The 19,346-nt window shown below is 44.1% G+C and carries 12 protein-coding genes; 1 reads left to right on the top strand and 11 read right to left on the bottom strand.

From position 1 onward, the window contains the following. Positions 1-9: 9 nt before the first annotated feature. The 4 genes from ACFPRA_RS00535 to ACFPRA_RS00520 form a co-directional block, all read right to left on the bottom strand. Complete coding sequence (locus ACFPRA_RS00535; protein WP_381429368.1) at positions 10-1,065, bottom strand: alpha-ketoacid dehydrogenase subunit beta; 1,056 nt, start codon at positions 1,063-1,065, stop codon at positions 10-12. 18 nt (positions 1,066-1,083) lie between these two features. After that, positions 1,084-2,037: a thiamine pyrophosphate-dependent dehydrogenase E1 component subunit alpha gene (locus ACFPRA_RS00530; RefSeq protein WP_381429367.1), complete on the bottom strand. Its 954-nt coding sequence runs from the start codon at positions 2,035-2,037 to the stop codon at positions 1,084-1,086. Between the two features lie 18 nt (positions 2,038-2,055). Then, positions 2,056-3,408, bottom strand: a complete 1,353-nt coding sequence (gene lpdA, locus ACFPRA_RS00525; protein WP_381429365.1) for a dihydrolipoyl dehydrogenase — start codon at positions 3,406-3,408, stop codon at positions 2,056-2,058. Between the two features lie 261 nt (positions 3,409-3,669). Beyond that, positions 3,670-5,646 (bottom strand): sigma-54-dependent Fis family transcriptional regulator, encoded by a 1,977-nt coding sequence (locus ACFPRA_RS00520; protein WP_381429363.1) that lies wholly within the window; start codon positions 5,644-5,646, stop codon positions 3,670-3,672. Positions 5,647-5,861: 215 nt separating this feature from the next. Here ACFPRA_RS00520 and ACFPRA_RS00515 point away from each other — a divergent pair, with 215 nt between their 5' ends. Continuing rightward, positions 5,862-7,184: an RNA-guided endonuclease InsQ/TnpB family protein gene (locus tag ACFPRA_RS00515; RefSeq protein ID WP_381429361.1), complete on the top strand. Its 1,323-nt coding sequence runs from the start codon at positions 5,862-5,864 to the stop codon at positions 7,182-7,184. A 614-nt stretch (positions 7,185-7,798) separates the two neighbouring features. Here the strand turns inward: ACFPRA_RS00515 and ACFPRA_RS00510 are convergent. The 7 genes from ACFPRA_RS00510 to ACFPRA_RS00480 form a co-directional block, all read right to left on the bottom strand. Then, positions 7,799-9,097, bottom strand: a complete 1,299-nt coding sequence (locus ACFPRA_RS00510; protein ID WP_381429359.1) for a TIGR02679 family protein — start codon at positions 9,095-9,097, stop codon at positions 7,799-7,801. Next, positions 9,090-13,199: a TIGR02680 family protein gene (locus ACFPRA_RS00505; protein WP_381429356.1), complete on the bottom strand. Its 4,110-nt coding sequence runs from the start codon at positions 13,197-13,199 to the stop codon at positions 9,090-9,092. The genes ACFPRA_RS00510 and ACFPRA_RS00505 overlap by 8 nt, the downstream gene beginning before the upstream one ends. Then, positions 13,199-14,359, bottom strand: coding sequence for a TIGR02678 family protein (locus ACFPRA_RS00500; protein ID WP_381429354.1), 1,161 nt, complete (start codon positions 14,357-14,359; stop codon positions 13,199-13,201). Before ACFPRA_RS00500 ends, ACFPRA_RS00505 begins: the two co-directional genes overlap by 1 nt. A gap of 5 nt (positions 14,360-14,364) precedes the next feature. Beyond that, positions 14,365-15,852 carry a TIGR02677 family protein gene (locus tag ACFPRA_RS00495; RefSeq protein ID WP_381429352.1) on the bottom strand — a complete coding sequence of 496 codons (1,488 nt, stop codon included), beginning with the start codon at positions 15,850-15,852 and terminating at the stop codon, positions 14,365-14,367. Between the two features lie 162 nt (positions 15,853-16,014). Continuing rightward, positions 16,015-17,268 (bottom strand): Y-family DNA polymerase, encoded by a 1,254-nt coding sequence (locus ACFPRA_RS00490; protein ID WP_381429350.1) that lies wholly within the window; start codon positions 17,266-17,268, stop codon positions 16,015-16,017. A gap of 241 nt (positions 17,269-17,509) precedes the next feature. Beyond that, a complete protein-coding gene (locus tag ACFPRA_RS00485; RefSeq protein WP_381429348.1) occupies positions 17,510-18,262 on the bottom strand; it encodes an SDR family NAD(P)-dependent oxidoreductase in 753 nt (250 codons plus the stop codon). Next, positions 18,249-19,193, bottom strand: a complete 945-nt coding sequence (locus ACFPRA_RS00480; RefSeq protein ID WP_381429346.1) for an MBL fold metallo-hydrolase — start codon at positions 19,191-19,193, stop codon at positions 18,249-18,251. The genes ACFPRA_RS00485 and ACFPRA_RS00480 overlap by 14 nt, the downstream gene beginning before the upstream one ends. Positions 19,194-19,346 lie beyond the last annotated feature (153 nt).

Raw genomic sequence — 19,346 nt, 5'->3', positions numbered from 1 at the left:
GTTCACCTCCTAGATAGTTGAGACCTTTCGTAAATCGGCAATTAATTCCTCGGCCACTTTCAACACTTTGTCTGCATCCGGAATGTATGCTTTCTCTAGGTTCGCAGCGAATGGAACCGGTGTATTCGGTGCACAAACCGTTTTAATCGGTCCATCGAGGAAATCGAATGCTTTATCTGCAACGACTGATGCAATATCCGTCGCCGTATTGTTATGCGGATTGGATTCGTCAATGACGATGAGTCTTCCCGTCTTTTCTACAGATTTCAAAACCGTTTCCTGATCCCATGGAGCGATCGTCCGTAAATCGATCACTTCTACGGAGATGTCTTCTTTTGCCAAACGATCTGCAACTTCTTGCGCGACTTGAACCATTTTACCGATGGCGACAATCGTCAGCTCCGTACCTTCTCTGACCACGTTCGCTTTGCCGATTTCAATTGTGTAATACTCTTCAGGTACATCACCCTTCATCCCATATAGCATCTTATCTTCCGAGAAGACAACGACATTATCTTCTTCAATCGCCGCGAGCATCAGCCCTTTGGCATCATAAGGATTGGAAGGTACGACCACTTTCACACCGGGAATGGCTCCAAACATGCCATATAATGTCTGGGAGTGCTGTGCCGCCGCCCCCGCACCGGCACCATGTACTGTCCGCACAGTCAACGGAATTTTTGCTTTGCCGCCGAACATATAGCGCATCTTTGCACCTTGGTTTAAGATCGGGTCCAACGCAAATCCAACAAAATCATTGAACATTAATTCGGCAATGGGACGTAACCCCGTGGCAGCTGCACCGACCGCAGCACCGAAATATCCATGTTCTGCAATCGGTGTATCAATGACGCGTTCACGCCCAAACTCCGTCACCATTCCTTTTGATAAACCGAACACACCACCAAACGCGTCGTCATAACGTCCATCGTCATGGACCAGATGATCCACTTCTGCTCCTCCGGCAACATCAGTTCCAATTAAAATGACCGTCTCATCTTTTCTCATCGATTGAACCATCGCTTCGGTAATTGCAGACATAAACGTAAGTTTTCTTTCTGTCATTTGTGATTCCTCCTTTTCTTAGGCAAAGATATCCGTATAAAGTGCAGATTCATCCGGCAACGGGCTCGCTTCCGCAAAAGCGGTTGCCTTGACAATCGTTTTTTCCGCCGCCGCTTCTATCGCATCGGCTTCTTCCGCGGTCATCCATCCATTGGCTAGCGCTTTTTCACGGAACTCTGGAATCGGATCGCGGTCTTTATTCGGGTCTTGATCTGTTTTGTATTTTTGTTCATCGCCTTCAAAATGACCATACTGTCGGTACGTATCACATTCGATCAACGTAGGTCCCTTGCCTGACTTTGCTCTTGCAATCGCTTCTTTTGTTGCATCATAAACTGCCTCAACGTTCATGCCATCCACACGGACACCTGGCATATTATAAGCAGAAGCCCTCTCCGCAACCGTTTCGGAAGCACTCGCATATCTGAATGGAGTTCCTTCCCCAAATTGATTGTTCTCACACACGAAGATGACTGGCAAATTCAAAATGGAAGCAAGATTCAAACCTTCATGGAATACGCCTTCGTTTGATGCACCGTCCCCAAAAAAGCAGACTGCGACATTGTCCCGGCCCAACGTTTTAATCGTTAAGGCTGCACCCGCGGCAAGTCCGAAACCGCCACCAACAATCCCGTTTGCACCAAGCATTCCCTTTCCAACATCTGCAACGTGCATGGAACCGCCTTTTCCGCCGCCGAGACCATCCTTTTTCCCCATGATTTCTGCCATCATCCCATTGATATCACAACCTTTTGCAATCGCATGACCATGGCCACGGTGGGTGCTCGTTATATAATCCTCATCATCCAATAAAGCCATGACACCAGTCGCAACCGCTTCTTCTCCGGCATACAAATGGACGAATCCTGGAATCAATCCTTTTCCGAACGTGCGGTGTACTTCATCTTCAAAAAAACGGATCTCATTCATCTTTTGATAAATCCAAAGTGCTTCTTTCCTATCCATATACAATTCCTCCTTTTGTAATGCTTACATATGAATTGCTTGTCGGGATAGCGCATTCGCACTTTCCCCGATCGCCTCGGAAACAGATGGATGGGCTCGTACAAAGCTTGCCAATTCATTCATCGTCCCTTCCGCATGCTTGACGGCTAATAGCTCCCCAATCAATTCGGTTGCACCGGTCCCGACGATGACAGCCCCCAAAATTTCTCCGTAATTCGTGTCGGCGATGATTTTCACAAAGCCTTCCGTCTCCCCCATCGCAATCGCCTTGCCATTGCCTGCGAGCAGAGATTTGGTCACGGCTACGTCATAACCGGCTTTCTTGGCCTGTTCTTCACTAAGACCGAAAGAAGCAATCTCAGGGGACGTATAGACACAGCGTGCGATTGCGGTTTGATCGAGTGGATCCGGCATTTCCTCATTCATGGCATGTACCGCTACGAGACCTTCTGCACTGGCCGCATGAGCTAATTGATAACCCCCAACCAAATCTCCAACGGCGTAAATATGCTTCTGACTCGTTTCATAACTGTCATTTACCGCAACGAACTTGTTGGCATCATCCATTTCCAATTGCAGGTCATTCGCCACTTCAATATTCGGTTTTCTGCCGGTAGCTATCAACAACTTGTTATATGCGATTTCCCGGTTCGCTAGAACTACTTGGCTTTTTTTCACTTCCTGGATTTCAGCTTTTGTAATCGTTTCAATGTTTTTCTTTCTCAACTGATCATGGATGATTTTTCGTGCATCCGGATCTTCCGTCAATAAAATATCATCCGCCACTTCGATGATCGTCACCTTTGTACCAAGCGGTGCCATTGCAAAAGCCAGTTCCACTGCTATGATACCACCGCCGATAATAACGAGGGATTCCGGTAATTCATTCAAGTCGAAAAACGAATCCGTCGTTATGTAGTCAACTTTTTCCAACCCTTTGATAGGAGGGACAAACGGTCTGCTACCGGTAGCCAATAAAATATCCCGGCCTTTGATTTTTTCTCCGGAAATCGTAACGACCCGTTCCTTATCAAGGGATGCTGTTCCTTGAAATAGAGTGATGTTGTTTTTCTTCAGTAAATAATCGACGCCACCCGTTAACGTTTGGATGACTTGATCTTTCCGCCGCATCAGCTTTGGAAAATCTATGAACAATCCCCCAGTATGAATGCCCCAATCATTCGCTTTTTTTATGTTCTCCACCATCTCACCGTGTTTCAAAAGCGTTTTTGACGGAATGCAACCGACATTCAAGCAAGTCCCTCCGATTTTTTCCCGTTCCACAATTGCGACCGTATTGCCTAATTGTGCGGCCCTTATTGCGGCAACATACCCGCCAGGCCCCGCACCGATTACAATCAAATCAAAATTCTGCATGCGACTTCATCACCTCACTTTCATAAATAAAGATACACTTTTACAATATTGCAAGAAGCATGCCGAATATATTCGGTAGCACGAATAATCACACAAAATCACGCGGCAATGGAGTTCATCTAACTGTATTATTTTTTAAATACCGTTCATCATTGTTTCAATGAGACGAAAAGTGTCTCATTGTCTCACAGTTTTATATGGATGAAGATAAAAACCCCCTGATGAATATCCTTCATTCATCAGGGGGTTACGGTACTTTTATCATCCAATCCAGTGGTTATCCGTTAAATGATACTGCTTGATTTTTCGATACATCGTCGCACGGGAAATACCTAGCATTTTTGCAGCGTTCGTGACATTCCCTTTTTCCCTTCTCATCGCTTCGATGAACCGCTCTTTTTCTGTACATGAAGCGCTTTCAATTTCCTCCAGCAGTTCCATGGGGAGATCCATAGGATGCAATATACTGCCATTCATATTAAATAGCGCTTGTTGAATAACGTTTTTCAGCTCCCTTATATTTCCGGGCCAACTGTATTGCGTTAAATATTGCATTGTATCTGTGTGTATAAGAACGTCCCGCTTTCCAAATTGACCGCACATTTCCCGAATAAAAAAGTTGACCATCTCCGGGATATCAAAGGCCCTTTCACGCAAAGCCGGAATTTTCAATTGGATTACGCGTAGCCGATACAATAAATCTTCACGGAATTCCCCTTTTGCGACCGCCTCTGTTAAATCCTTATGTGTCGCTGCAATGACACGTACATCAATCGGGATTATTTTTACTCCGCCTATTCTGGTGACGACCCGCTCTTCTAATATACGCAGGAGATGAACTTGTAAATCCAGCGGCATATCTCCGATCTCATCAAGAAAAATCGTTCCTCCGTTCGCCAATTCAAATTTCCCTGGACTTCCTTTTGCTTTGGCACCTGTGAAAGCGCCCGGTTCATAACCGGATAATTCACTTTCAAGCAATCCTTGTGGAATAGCGCCGCAATTGATAGCTACAAAAGGCTTGTCCCTTCGGTCGCTAGCCTGATGAATTGCCTGTGCAAACATTTCCTTTCCAGTCCCGGTTTCACCGGAAAGAAAGAGAGTCGATTCAATCATGGATGCCTTCTTAGCTTTTTTCACAACATCCATAAATGCCGGAGAAGTTCCGATGACATGATCAAACGAATAGCGTGTAGTTTGTGGGTTCACTGATCGTCTAGGTATCTGGGCTTCAATTTTCGTTTGGATGTGCAGTAAGCTTTCTTTTAAAAATATTACCGCACCTAAGTGCTTTTCTTGAAAAGTGACCGGGTAGATTGAGCAGATGAATTTTCTTTTTCTCTCGTCATCGCATACTTCTTCCTTCATGATTTTCTTCCCGGATTGCAATACACGATCGACAAGTGCTTCAAGCCCTGTCAGACTTGGAATGGTTTGTATCCCTCGTAGACTGTGATGAGACTTGGCTGCCCCGTTTTTTTCCACAATCATTTTTCTGCTATCGACTACAAATACGGCATCTTCTACGCCTTCCATCGCAGCAGTTAGAAATAAGTTATTGTGCAGTACATGGTCAAATAGAGGACGGACAATGGAATGGGCTAAATTTTTCGCTTCCGAAATGACAAGTTCGACTTTGTGTTCGTTTACTCGATCGGTTGAACCCGCAATATTGACGACCCCTAATAGTTCATTTGTAAATGGGGCTAAAATCGGAGTGGCCGCACAATACCATTCATGATTTTTTTCACAGAAATGTTCGGAGAATAGCACTTGAGCCGATTTTTTCGTCTTCAGTGAAACGCCGACGGCATTGGTGCCTGCGGACTTCTCACTCCACGTACCGCCGTCGAAAATATTTAAAGCTTCCGCCTTTTTCAAGGTCATCTTTTCACCAGAGGAATGTAAAATCGTACCGTTATTATCCGTAATAGACAGCATGGTTTTCGATTCGTTCAAAAGGTCGGCCAAACTTGCTATTTGAGGTAACGCAAACGACAATAATTGTTCATTTCGTTCGAGCCGTTCGGTCAAATCATGCTGAGTGATAATTTCGTTTATTCGATTTTGAAAAGGATTGACACCTAGATTTTTGGAATTCATCCAGGAGTCGAGTATTTCTTCACGTATGTTCCCCTCAGGATGTTGTCCCTTTTCCTGATAGCGTTTCCAGACAGATTTAGTAGACAGATAAAATTCTCGAGATTCGACAATCGCTTTTCTTAATAGCTGGTTCATCCTGTCCCCTCCAACCATCACTATACTCTTCCTTCAATCGGAATATTGAAAATAGTATATCATATACCACCGTTGCCATCTCCTTTTTTACAGATTTTCCGAACGAGAAGGTCAATGTTTCGACTTTTTCGTTCTTTGTACCATATAATAGTTGCCGACAAAACGTATGTTCTTTATAATTGAACTATTCAAATAAATAGGAAGGAGGGAAATCCTTGTTTGTCACCCATTCTTTTAAAATTCCTTATGATGAACAACTCTATGCAGAGCTCAGGGATATGCAACGGGAAGCGGCTTCTGTTTGGAATGATATTGTGAGAGAAGCCACTTCCTATTATTTCTCGTTTCGTAAATGGTTAAGTAAAACCGACATTCAGGCGGTTCGGAAACAAACCTATCATCTTCATTCCCAAACGGTTCAAGCAATTGCGGACAAATATGTCGCGAATCGGGAAACGATCCGTCAACTGCGAAAAACGGACAAGAAAGCCAAATACCCATGGCGAAAAAAACAGTATTATTGCATTCCATTGAAAAAAGCCGCCATGGATATTTCGGCTGACACGATCGCTATTAAAAAAGTCACATATGAACTGGACTTACCGGCTTTGCTCACAAAAAAGAAAGATTGGCATCAAAAATATCCAAAGAAATATCACTCCGTCAAGTTCTCAAATCTTTCCAAAGAAAACTTGGCAAAATGCAACTATGCTGAAGTTGTTTGGCGAAATGGGGCATACTGGTTTTGTTATGCCATTACAGTGCCTGAAAAGGACATTTCAACGTATCCTTTTAAAGCCGCCGGGGCCGATTTAGGTGAAATTCATGCAGTGACGGTCGCAACGGAAGAGAAAGCGTTATTAGTATCGGGACGAGCGATGCGCAGTGTTTCGCAATTTCGTGCAAAAGCGTTAGCGGAATTGAGTAAATTAATGTCCCGCTGTAAAAAAGGATCCCGTCAATGGAAAAAATTTCAGCGAGCAAGGGCGCGAATCCGGCAAAAAACCGCGAATCAATTGGCGGCGTTAGAACATCAAACAACGAAAGAAATCGTTGCTTTTTTAGAAGCGGAACAAGTGACCCACTTAGTCATTGGCGACGTTTCAGGCATTGAAAAAAACACCAAGAAAAAAGGCCCTCGAAAAACCAGCCGAAAGCGGCGCCAACAACTATCCTTGTGGAATCAGGGAAAAGTAAAACAAAAGCTGACCTATAAAGCACAATTAAAAGGCATTCAAGTGAAAGTAACGGAAGAAAGCTATACTTCGCAAGACTGCCCGTTTTGTCATGGTCGCCATCAAGCAAACGGAAGAAACTTCAGTTGTTCTGTTCACAAAACAGAAATCCATCGCGATATCAACGGCGCGCAAAACATCGTACGCAAAAAGTATCCGATGGCTGTCAAAACCATCCTCTCGGTTGTCTATAAGCAACCGGTGTGGTTAAAAAGGCATCTATCGTTCGAGGACAGACAAAAAATAAAGCATCCCAACGATCTGCCGAAACAAGTGAAACGTATCGCCGAGTGGACGGCGTAGTCGGCACGGACCTTGCCCTTTCGAGAGAGGAATTCTTTCGACTGTTGTTCGCCCAAGTTTCGCCTCTGCCTCCTCAAATGGGGAAGTGCAAGTGATATGTTTGCGAAAAAGAATCCCATTGCTTTAGCTGTGGGAGTGGTCAATAAACTGTCACAAAACACTTTCAATCTATACATTGGGATAAGATTTATCGGGTTTTAATATAGTAAAAGGAATTCTTAAGCAAAGTATGAGGAGGTCAGCTACGCAAACGATAAGAAATAACGGGTTCCCAGCCTGTTTTCTATTCCAAAGTATAGAAAATCATCATAAACGTGAGAAAGATTATCACAGAAATCAATTCACTTCCGAAGAATGTCATTAATCGATTATGCGTTCAACTGTAATTATTTATTTCAACTTTTGAATCAAAAAAATAAAGTGGCGCATGAATAAATTCATGCGCCCACTCTATTTTCACTCCATATATATACTTCCGCGGCTTGATATCTTCAAAACAAGGATGATTAATTATTGATCGACCACCGTATATGATTCGATAATCACCTACTCGTTTTCTGAATTCCGCTGCCTAGCTACATCGATTTCAAAAGCTTCATCTACAGACTGATCAATCACTTTTCAGTATCTCCCGTATAACCTTTCAGAATATCACCCACCAGCTCCGTAACAAGTCCTTCTTGATAGCCGGCTTTTTTCCTAATTCTCATCAGGTCTGCAACTTCAAGCAGATCGGGTGAAGTGACTGCCTCGATTTTAGAAAGTCTGTCAGACACGTCCTCATCTGATAATATCTCTTCATACGATTTTTTATCCATTCTCCATATAATAACTCGGTCTCCATAGCGATTTTTCAGCCGTTGTGCCATCGTAATTCCTTCAGGATCTAAATCCCCTGAATAGTAGAATGTGCACCCCGAGTCATAAAGCAAATCCAATATGAGCCAACTTGCAGTGCGAAATTGACCATGTGTACAAATGATTGGCGCCTCAGATACCTCGTCAACAATGGCTGAACAGACACTCGAATTTTCTACAATCCAAACTTTTTTTCCGGCAGCGGGTCGAACTTTTTGGACATCCACGAGGAGTTTAAGAGGGACATTCAACACCGAGCCCGTTTCCACTGCCGCTTTCCATAGCGGATGGATGCCTTGCTCTGTTTCGGCTAGCAGTCCCCTGCATGTCACAAAACTCCATAAATCGTCGCGCATCAGTCCATACTGACTTAACAAATCATTCAAGTCTTCGGTCGTTTTCGGCATGCTTACTCCAAGAACTCCTTTGTTAAGCTGATCCGTTATCAGGCAATGACTCAATAGATTCCCCTCGACTCTGCCATAATCAAAGAAATGCGGATTTCCGGTTGTCCTTTGAGCAAAAAGCGGTAACCTTTCAAATGTTCGATTCACAGACAATCGTTGAAATGCACTGAAAACAGTCGTTAACTTGACGAATAACCCATGCGGATCCTGTCTATATAATGCCCATATCCACCTCGTGTCCGGCGATTTGGACTGGATCTTTTCCCACCACCATTCGCCTTCTGGACATTCGGCGAGCAACTCTCTAAAATAAACACTTTCCTGCTCTTCTTCGAGTTTCTGCTCTTCATTTTTTGTCACAATCTTCTCGCCTAGCACCGTTTCCATTAATGTGACTAGCGAGCAATTGGCAAATACAGTCCCTTTCAGCGCCTGTTCAAAGGATGCTAAATGAATTTTCCCCTTATCCCTCAAAGGCTGCGGAGATTGTCCGATGAGCCCTGCAATCGATTCAACTTCTTCATCCGTGAAACCGTCTATGTCGACCGTTCCACCAACCCGTCCAAGGGAATAATATTTTTGTTTGAATAACATAAACAGCTTAAGGAATCCAGGTTCTTCCTTTAAACGCCGACTATAATCAATCATTTGGTATAAGCTCCTCTATTGGATCCTCATCGAGGACAAGTTTCCGTTGTTTCCCGTCCCATTCATAACGGATGACTGCGACAGAATCGGCATTTTTCGGTCGGATTAATTCACAAATGGACAGCTGGGGAATCGTGTCATAATCGCCCCATAGCGCTTGGGAGTTCATAATATAATCGAAGCCGAGTTGTTCCACTACTTCAAACATGTCGCGTATATTGTTTTCATCCACTCCCGCAAAAGCTTCGTCGAGAGAAATGATATAAGGTGCCATTTCCCCTGCTTCTTTATAGCGTGAATACGCCGCTGTAAAAAGCGGTATATACATCGCCATCGCCTTTTCACCACCACTGAATCTGAAAAAGGCATTGTTTGTCAATTCCCTTTTCGGCTCGTTCTCTTTCTTATACGATAGGATGAACGTGAACCATTTCCGATAATCCAATACTTCCTTTAAAACTTGATGCAAGGTAGATCCTTCATTGCGCAATTGAATGAGCTCTTTCGCTTTCAATATCCTTGATTGGAAATGTTTAGTGATTTTATTCAAATCTTCTTCACTCAAAAACTTGCTATTCCGCTGGAGAAGTGAAACAAGGTCTTTGGTGTCCAACTCTTGTTCGGACTCTGCGGTTAACGGTTTCCATGAAATCGAGAAGATCAATCCTGACGAGTTATTCCGACTTGCCATTATTTTGTCCATCTCGCGAACCCATTTTTCTGCACGTTGGATTCGGTTTCGCAAAATACTTCCTACTGTATTGACTATAATATCCTCGTAAAGCTGTCGATCCTGTTCATCAAGCCATCCTTTTTGTTCCGCAAGTTCGTTTTCCAAAGATGTTAGCACAAAGTAAGGATTGACCCGCTGACCTTGATATTCCATTTGAATAAGACGTCTCCCCTGTAACTGCACCCATTCATTTTTAAACGGTTCAAAATAATCGCCCCAGTTCTCGGACAACCATTCCGGAACAGCTGTCTCTTCCGTATACTCGAACATCCGGTACTCGGTTAACTGTAATTGTTCATTGTAAAACGTTTTAGTCAGCTGTTCGCTCAGCTTAGAACGGTCGTATTTCTCCGTAATTGGAGATAGGAAAGAAAGAATTGGAAGAGGTTCCGTTTCTTCCATTTCGACAAAACGGAGTGCGAGTTCTGTTTGGACGATCCGTTCCCACTCCGATGTCATATTGCCCCAGAATTTGGCGGAAATTTGGGCTGACTCCGATTTTTCCATGCAAACATTCAGTTCAGCTTCTTTTTTGGGTAGCCCCTCCCGAATCTCGTCAATTACTTGTTCCGCTTCTTTCAACGTCTGTTGCACTTGTTGAATATGCGCCCGGATCTCATCGATTCCTTCCAATTTCATTTGCGTTTCGATCGACTTGATTTCTGCCGACGTATGCGAGCGCTTCGTTTCTTTCATATTTTGTTCACCTTTTAGTTCATCCAGCTCTGCTTCTTTTTCATAAATTCGTTCATGGAGGAACTGGATTTGCTTTCTTGCATTCACCCCTCGCTGATGTGCCTTGTCAAGTTCGTGTAACTGCTCCAAATAGCTGGAGGCCGCCTCCAATGCTTGTCCGATCGTTTCCGCGGTCAGCTTAATGTTCAGTTCATTGCCTTTGCCGTGAAGTTGTACTTTCACTTTTCGGAGTTCTGAAAGTGCTTCTTTCCACTGCCGGTCGAGTAATTGAAGTGCAGTTTGCTCTTGTTTCAACAGCAGTGAATGTCTATGCTTTTCATCATTCACTTCGTATAATGCATCATCTTGCGGCATCGTTTTTTTCCACTCTTCGATCTGTTGGAGTTGCTCCTGGAAATGTAGTAGTCGAATATCCAGTTCATTGCGCTCCAATTGCAGCCGATCGATTTCCAACTCGCATTCTTCTATTTTTCCCTGCTGGAACCGTTTCCGGGAAGAACGTCCGATATATTTGGAAGGCCCTTCATTTGGCGCATGACCGATCAGGCAGCCGATGGCATATGTCCCATCCGCGTCCAGGGCAAATCCTTCTCCCTTCCGTTCTAACTGAATGCTACGTAACACGTCGTCAACAATGGATGCAGCGATTGGGCTATCCGCGTCGACATCCGGTCGTAAATAATCGGCAAGCGTAGGGACGAGGACCAGTGGATTCGTTTGAATGACTCGGTCGCCTATCGGAGAGAGTTGCTGCCCCGTAATGATGCTGTCAAGCAATCCCGTCTGTTTCAATGCCGATTCCAAACGTTCTTTTTGTTCCTCGGTCACATGATCCAAAAATTCAACAGCTGCGTAAAATGGAAGATACGCCTTATTGTGCACATCCAGTTGGCTTCGGAATGTATTTGTATCATCTGCTCGATCGGGATGAGGCATTTTCAGTGTTTTCCAATGATGCAGTTCATTTTTTGCCTGTTCGATTATTTTCTCTATTTCTACGATGGCATTTTTGGTAATGCTTGCATTCGTCTGGACTGCCGTGACACGAGAATTGATCGCTGTCAGTAATTGTTCTCGTACGTCATCATAACGGTTCGTTTCATAAAGCCCACCTAGCAGACGAGCGATGTTCTGAATTTGCTCATCGGAAAATTGCAGTTCAGGATGTCGTTCGATCCATCCAAAAACATGATTCGTCAGTAGCTGTTTTTGTTCGGTGAACCATTGCTCCAAATGTTCTTGCTGTTGCAACAAATTGTCGACGTGCTGCTTTTTATCGGAGGACTGCCGTTGCAGGAGAAGATGATTTTCCGTAAGGCGCTGCTCTTCTGCTACCAACTCTTTCAATGTAGTCAGCAGTCGTTCATGCGCTTTTGCTTCCTGCAGCCAAAGTGTAAAATCAATGGATTGTTCCCGGTGGCGTTGGTAATGGGCATCATTTTCCGTATGTTGGATGAAGGCGGATTCCGTCGCATCCAATTCCAGTTCCCCCAAGGCATTCTGCACGTCTGTCTTATTTTTTTGCAATTCTTGCTGTAAAGTTTCACGCTCTACTATGATTCGGGAATGCTGTCCTCTTTTTTCATCCCATTTGATTTGCAGGCGCTCAATTTCCTTTTCGAGTGTGTTCATCGCGTCTTTTTTCTCTGAAAGTTTACTTTCTAACTGCCAGACATCGTGGCTACGAAGCTGTTCCTCTTCCGTTTTCGCAAGTTGTAATCGCTGTTCAAAAGAGGACTTGTCCATTTGGAGTGATTCAATCACTCTTTTAAGCTCTAGTTGCTGCGCTTCTAGATTTTCCATTTTTCCTGCTGCCTCATCATATCTTTCTCGTGCACATTGCCATTGCCCTGCCCGTTCAGCTAACATGAATTGATTGTACAAATGGTATTGTTTAACAAGCTTACCGGTCGATGCGAACTCCCTTTCCAACTGTTCCAGCTGTTGTTGTGTCTGATCCATATTTTCAATTGTCTCTGATAAATGGCGCAGTTCATCATCTGTTAACGCCGGAAGCGCGGACCCCAATATTTCGTATATGACAGTCGGCTTGAAGTCTTTTGATAATTTGGGGCTTCGAAGTTGAATGAGCAACTTAATCAAGTCTTCGTAAGCTTCATTTGACTGAAATCCGAAAATATATTTATTGACAAGATCCATATATTCTTTCTGCGAGTGGACAACGTATCCTCCTTGTCCGATTCTATTTTCCAATTGCTTTGCAGATAATGGAATTCTCTCTCCTTGATCTGCTATAGCAAGGTCGATATCTTGTCCGATACGGCGATTGTCCGTCAACAGAAAATACCAAGACTTGATTCCTTTGTTCCGTTTTGCTTGCATGCCAATACCTGTCGTTACATACTGTTCCATTCCTTTTTTCTTATATTCGATGAATAGATACCCTGTGCGTTCATCACGGTTGGTTACCTCTTTTTCACCAAGCAGATAATCTTCCATTTTCCGTGCCCTGGAACCGAATGGATCCAGCCGGTCCGGAGACTTTTTGCCATCCAGTAGCACTGGGAGAAAACTTTGCATCGTTACTGATTTCCCTGATCCGTTCGTTCCTCTTAGCAATAATTTCCCATCGGAAAAAGTGAAGATTTCATCATCGTAATACCAAAAGTTCAATAATCCTGCCCGATTCATGCTCCATTTTGAGTTGTTCATTATTCGTCATCCCCTTGTTGAAAATCGACCGGATACTCTCCGGTCAGGACACCTAACAGTGGAAGTAACCGGATAATGCCGGTCTGCTCATCCACCTCTGCCATCATCCATTCTTTCATCGTTTCAACGATTTCAATTCGGATAGCATTCACACTTTTTTCCCGAAAATATTTTGACCATCCATCCTGATAACTTTGCCGCAACGAATCAATCACTTGTGCAAACTCGCCCTCGGTCAACAGAATCTCACCGTATTCATTTGGTTCGAACGATTCGGGTCGTTCATGAATCTCTCTCGACAATTGCAACAAAATATCCGTTGAAGCTTTTTGGTTCGGATAGTATTGATGATATTGCCTCGATTCAGAAACAGAAAGGAATGCCGTATTTTTATAGACATGAAGCTTGTAATCGCTATGCAATTCAATATCATCCGCCATTCGATTCCGAAAGTTCCGGATGTACAGAAAATCCGGATCCTGTTGGGACTTTCGATGAAGACCAGGAGAAAAGAATAATTTCCGATATACTCGTTTACGGCGTTCGTCTTCCTGGCTTAGTTTCCAGTCCTCCTCCAAAAGTTCTTGCCAATGCTGATAGGCCGAAAAATCATCTGGATAGCTCCGCATAAAATAACGGCTATATACGGTCGCTTCATATAAAACTTCCTGTTCTTCATCATGATCAAACCTTCCAATGTCTCCATCGATTGTACGGATGACCCTGAAATCCATCAGTTTTTTCACGGCACGTATCAATGACTTCCTATGAGTGTACAACGTCCAGTCAAGCGGAAGTTCATCGGGATAGTCACCTTGAATATCCTGACATAATTCCGATAAGAGAAATTGCTCATCCACAGCCTTCCCTTCTAGAAATGAAAGCGCACAACAGAAGATCGCGTAATCCATCGGCTCTTGAAAGTCTTGAATCCCCATCCATTGTTCCGGTTCTACCGGTATTTTTTCCAATTTGATAAAGTGCTGATGCACAATGAGACGCAGACCGAATTTTTCATCGATATAACGCCGCAATACTTTTTCCCGTTCCCGGATAAGTTGATACCACTCGGGCTGTTCTTCACGCAAAATCCAATAATGATGGAATAACAAATCCATGCCATACTTTGCTTTTTCGTCGAAAATAGGTATCGGTTCCACTGCTCTCACCCCTGCTGTTCAAATTCGAACGTAGCATCAGGCATCACCAGATTTCCATCCTTCGCTTGTAGCGTTATCGTTCGTTCCTTATGTAATTTCACTTTGACTTTCAATCCGTAATCAGTCGTTACGGTTCTATTTTTAGTCGCCATCGATTTGCCAATCCAATTCAATAATACCTTCCGAATAAATGGATCTACCTCACCAAGTGAGGATAGCTTAATGACGCCTTGTTCCATGTACTGCTCGATTAGGTTCTGTTCCTGCTGACGCTCTTTTAAATATTCGTCCCTTTGCCGCTTCTTTTTTTCTTTATTGGAAGAAAAGGAGCCCGGTTTCGTTTTCTCACGGTAGCGATTTGTCCTCGGTTTGATGGTAAGCTGTACAGGTTCTTCATCCCATGTATCAGCATAAAGATTATCAGTCGTTCCCTCTTCAAGATGAATATGCTGAGTGGTCAATGAACCAAAAACGACAGCGGAAAGTTTATGCGCATCTTCGATTTGTTCGCATGCGGTGAACCATTTCGCCAAATGTAAATAATCTTTTTTGCGACTGCGAAAATGTTGCTGGCGTTCGCCGATCCGTTGCACATATCTAGTCATTCTTCTGATCATCTCATTGGTCTGCCGTTGAAGGGCATCCAATTCGCTTTGTTGGGCTCCCGAGCCTAAAAACCAACGTCGAAGGGATGACCAATACTCTTCATATTCAAGCAGCCAATCTTCCACTGAGGAAGTGACATCTTCCAGGCGAGGAATGGCTTTTCGATGATCCACTAGTTTCAGGAAATACGATTGCATCTTATCCGTTTCCAGTTCACTCAACCGTTGCTGTATTTGCAGAGAGGTTTTTTGCAAGGAGACGATGAAATCACGCAAATAGGTCGTGAATTGGTTTTTATAAACGAGAAATGCCTCTGACTGCATGCGCTGATCGGCTTGTTCGCTATTGATGTAAGCAATATAATCGGCCGTACTTGTACGGATTGATTGAAAATAGCGAAAAACATCTTCCCAAATTCGCATGTATTCTTCAGGTGGAAGCTCGATTTCGCTTGCCAATTCCTTTTGTAATGTTACAAGTGCCTGAAGCAACCGTTCAAATTGCGAACGCTCCAGCGAACCTTGGAATTGATCACCAATTTTCTCCAACTGCATGAGCATACGCTCGATTTCGACAGTATACGGTGTGCACTGATAGCGAAATCTTTTTTTCTTATATTCTTCAATCGTCTTCGCATTCGTCATATCCTGCCTGGCAATCAGGTTATTCCATTTCACCAATTGACCTAACTGTAGATGGAGCTGCTCTTCCCCGTAATCGAAAAACTCCGGAATGGAACGCATATGCTCCAAAATTTCTTCAGGGGTGATGAAGTCCCGCATCCGCTCATGCTGATGGTAAAAATACCGTAAAATCGAACGATAGTGAGCGACAGAATCTGCAGTTAAATAGCTTGCTTCCAAAATTTTCTTCATCGTCAAATTCAAAAACGTCACCTTCTTTTCACACTTTATTTGTTTTTTCTTTTTTAGCCCAAAGTTCAGAAATGTTTATTCTTTACAATTTAATCATTGTGATAGACGGCAATAACAAAGCTAATTATTAGTCTTATAGTACCACAATCGAGTTCACACAATCCGATAGCTACCCTACCGAAAATGCCCCCCAATCAATTTCGCCCTTTCCACAGCTGTCCCCGCCTCTGTATATGAAACCGCCCGCAAAATAGCATTCGAGCCGTACTTGTTTCGTAACGCATCCATCGTTTCACCAAGTTCGCGGTTGCGCCAGTTATGCTCGTCGAATAGACTCAATTGCATAGAACTCTCATCTTCCAGATTCGCCAGGCTGATCGCCAGACGTCTCACAGGTCGACCATCGTGAAATTCTTCGAATAATGCCATGCACATCTTGTAAATTTTCATCGTGTCGTTGGTCGCCTCGCTCATCGAACGCGAGCGGCCAAAACCACCACCAAGCGCTTGCTTCGAATAACCGACAGACAGATGGACAGTGCGTCCCGCCTTCCTCGCTCTCCTTGCCCGCATCGCGACATCTTCGCACATTTCAAGAATGACGGTAAGCACATCTTTCCGTGTCTGATAATCACGATAAAGGATTTGCCCTTTGCCAAAACTCGCCTGCCCTTCGATCAGTGGGGCACCCATATCTGATAGATCGATGCCATGCGCATGGTAATACAACTGATTGCCCATAATGCCGAATTTCTTCTCTAACCTATCAAGAGAGGCATGTGCAAGGTCCCCAACTGAAAATATCCCCATATCATTCAAGGTTTTCTCCAGGCGCCTGCCGATCCCCCACATACGGCTGAGCGGCGCAATCGGCCATAACTTCATCGGCACGTCTTCGTATGTCCACTTCGCAATCCCCGTTTTTTTCGCCTCCAGATCGAGCGCAATTTTTGCCAGTAACATATTCGGCCCTATGCCACACGCGGAAGGCAATTGAAATTGGCTCAGGAGATCCTCTTGTATCCTTTCAACAGCTTGCTCAACGGGTCCCCATAGCCGTTCTGTTCCGCTCAAGTCAATGAAACTTTCATCCACGCTATATACATGGATCGCTTCTTTCGGCACATAACTGTTCAGCAGACGAACAATTTCCATGGATACGTCAATATAAAACTGCATTTTAGGTTCAATCAAATGAATCGCTGGATCATCCGGAATTTCGAACAGGCGCATCCCCGTTTGCACCCCGAATTGTTTTTTCAATGGCGGAGATGCAGCGAGAACTACACCGCCTTTCCGCTCTTTATTACCGATAATCGCAATCGGCGTTTCCATCACATCCAGCCCTTCCATCACGGCTGCACAACTGGCGTAAAAGCTACGCATATCGAGACAGATGATTTTCCGGTCCGGTAAATGTTCATACATACGAACGCCTCCGATAGAACTGATGTTCTTTATAGTATATGACGAACGCACGTTCATATACTATCGGTATATTTTTCCTGAATTTGAAAATCCCTTAAAACTGTGCGAAAGACTCGTAACTGTTAGACAAAGAGATGGAACTGTAAGACAGCTCTAGGAAACCGTACGACGCTCCATCAAAAAGCAATCAATCCATAGTCGATCAAATAAAAAACACCACAACCTCGTAGGCCGTGGCAAATTATTTTTTCATGAAAAATTTACGCCCTAAACGCTCAACAAGTGCGGGGGCGACCGCATACAGTTTGCTTGTTATCCCCATATACCATGGCAGATTCACTTCTCGGACAGGGTTGTCGATCGTTTTCATAATCGCATCGACCACCTGATCCACCGTCAACAAATGTTTGCCGATCGACTGTCGGTAATGGCCCGTTTTATCCGCGAGATCTAGAAATGGTGTATCGATCGGGCCCGGATTGATGGTCGTCACATCGATACCGAATGGCTCAAGTTCCATACGTAGTCCATTCGTATAGCCGATCATGGCATGTTTGGATGCTGCGTAAATCGAAGACTTCGGTGTAGACACTTTCCCTGCTTGTGATCCTAAATAGATCAGTTGCCCCTGTTTGCGTTCCATCATACCGGGCAACAACTGTTTCGTGAGCCGCATCGGTGCAACAACGTTGAGATCCATCGTGTCTTGTATCGTTTGATCAGCAGTTTCATAGGCATAGTCAAACATACCGATCCCAGCTGAAAAAATAACGACATCAGGTGAACTGATTTGTGCCACTAAATAATCAAGATCTTGCTGCTTGGATAAATCGGCCCGGATGGTCAGCGCACCGGCTTGCTGCAGCTCCCATAACGCGTCCACTGCCCTGCCTGTCGCCCAAACGGCATGCCCTTCTGCCAACAACCGTTTCGTCACCGCAAAACCGACACCGCTTGTTGCTCCCGTAACCAGGATCGATTTACGCTTGTGCATAATGGAGAACGCCATTTTCATCGCGTGTTTCGTGGATCAGTTCTTGCTCGATGAGATAATCGGTTTGTCCAATGGTCTCAGATAAGGTTAAGCCGAGCTCTTTTTCGTATACAGCGGGAAACAGTTCACGGGTTAGTTCGAAAATCGTCCGCGAGCCGCCGTTCATCATCGCGAGCACTTTCATCGCCCGGTCACGCTGTTTTGCCAACCGGCTTTCAATCAATGCATGGACATTCCGGACTTCATCGCCATGTCCGCTATAAATGACGTCAACAGGCATGTCAAGCAAACGTTTCAACGAACGTTGATATTGCAAGAGAGAACGTGAACGCTCCATTTGAGGATCAAGTGGCGGTTCAATAAGCGGATTAGAGGACACTTTTTCGAGCACTAAATCTCCCCCAATCATCGCCCCTGTCTTTTCATGCCAAAGCACGATATGACTTTGTGCATGACCTGGTGTTTCCAATACAACCCACCCCTCATGTCCGGGAACAGCATCCCCTTCCGTCAGAAATTGATCGAGCGGTCGCTCACCCATCAATTCAACGGAACGTTTCATACGCTTTACCCAAAAATGATATTCTTCAGGAACTCCTTCTTCGATCAAACAATTTAGATAGAAACTATCATGATACTTGAAAAATGCTTCATCACGTTTCAACCACAAATCATTATAGCGATGGCCGAGAACTTCTGCACGATCAAATGCATCGATCCAACCGGCATGATCGGGGTGATGATGCGTCAAAATGACTTGCTCAACATCATTGAATGTATAGCCCGCCTCTTTCAAGCCATGGCGTAAAGCTTCGTATGCTTCCGATGATTTCGGTCCGGCATCGACAAGTGTAAGCGCATCCCCTTTGACAAGAAATGCATTCACATCTCCTACTGCATATGGCGTAGGAATGATTATTTTATGAATCATCGCAAAAGCTCCTTTTAAAAATGAATGAGTGTTCAGTCTATTGTACATCTTTTCGTCACAAACGTCATCCACTGTTTTCCCTTTTTTCTAGCAAAGCAAAAGAGATTTTGTCGTTTCATGGTATAATGAAAGCAGTTTACTACGTTGTTGGGA

Source organism: Sporosarcina soli, assembly GCF_042655805.1.
GTDB classification, from domain to species: domain Bacteria; phylum Bacillota; class Bacilli; order Bacillales_A; family Planococcaceae; genus Sporosarcina; species Sporosarcina soli.
This window is presented reverse-complemented; position numbering and strand designations above follow the sequence as displayed.

Bases quoted from the DNA above. Each gene is read 5' to 3' on its own strand.
- ACFPRA_RS00535 (WP_381429368.1), bottom strand. From the start codon at position 1,065: ATGACAGAAAGAAAACTTACGTTTATGTCTGCAATTACCGAAGCGATG.
- lpdA (WP_381429365.1), bottom strand. From the start codon at position 3,408: ATGCAGAATTTTGATTTGATTGTAATCGGTGCGGGGCCTGGCGGGTAT.
- ACFPRA_RS00520 (WP_381429363.1), bottom strand. From the start codon at position 5,646: ATGAACCAGCTATTAAGAAAAGCGATTGTCGAATCTCGAGAATTTTAT.
- ACFPRA_RS00510 (WP_381429359.1), bottom strand. From the start codon at position 9,097: ATGATTGATTATAGTCGGCGTTTAAAGGAAGAACCTGGATTCCTTAAG.
- ACFPRA_RS00505 (WP_381429356.1), bottom strand. From the start codon at position 13,199: ATGAACAACTCAAAATGGAGCATGAATCGGGCAGGATTATTGAACTTT.
- ACFPRA_RS00490 (WP_381429350.1), bottom strand. From the start codon at position 17,268: ATGTATGAACATTTACCGGACCGGAAAATCATCTGTCTCGATATGCGT.
- ACFPRA_RS00485 (WP_381429348.1), bottom strand. From the start codon at position 18,262: ATGCACAAGCGTAAATCGATCCTGGTTACGGGAGCAACAAGCGGTGTC.
- ACFPRA_RS00480 (WP_381429346.1), bottom strand. From the start codon at position 19,193: ATGATTCATAAAATAATCATTCCTACGCCATATGCAGTAGGAGATGTG.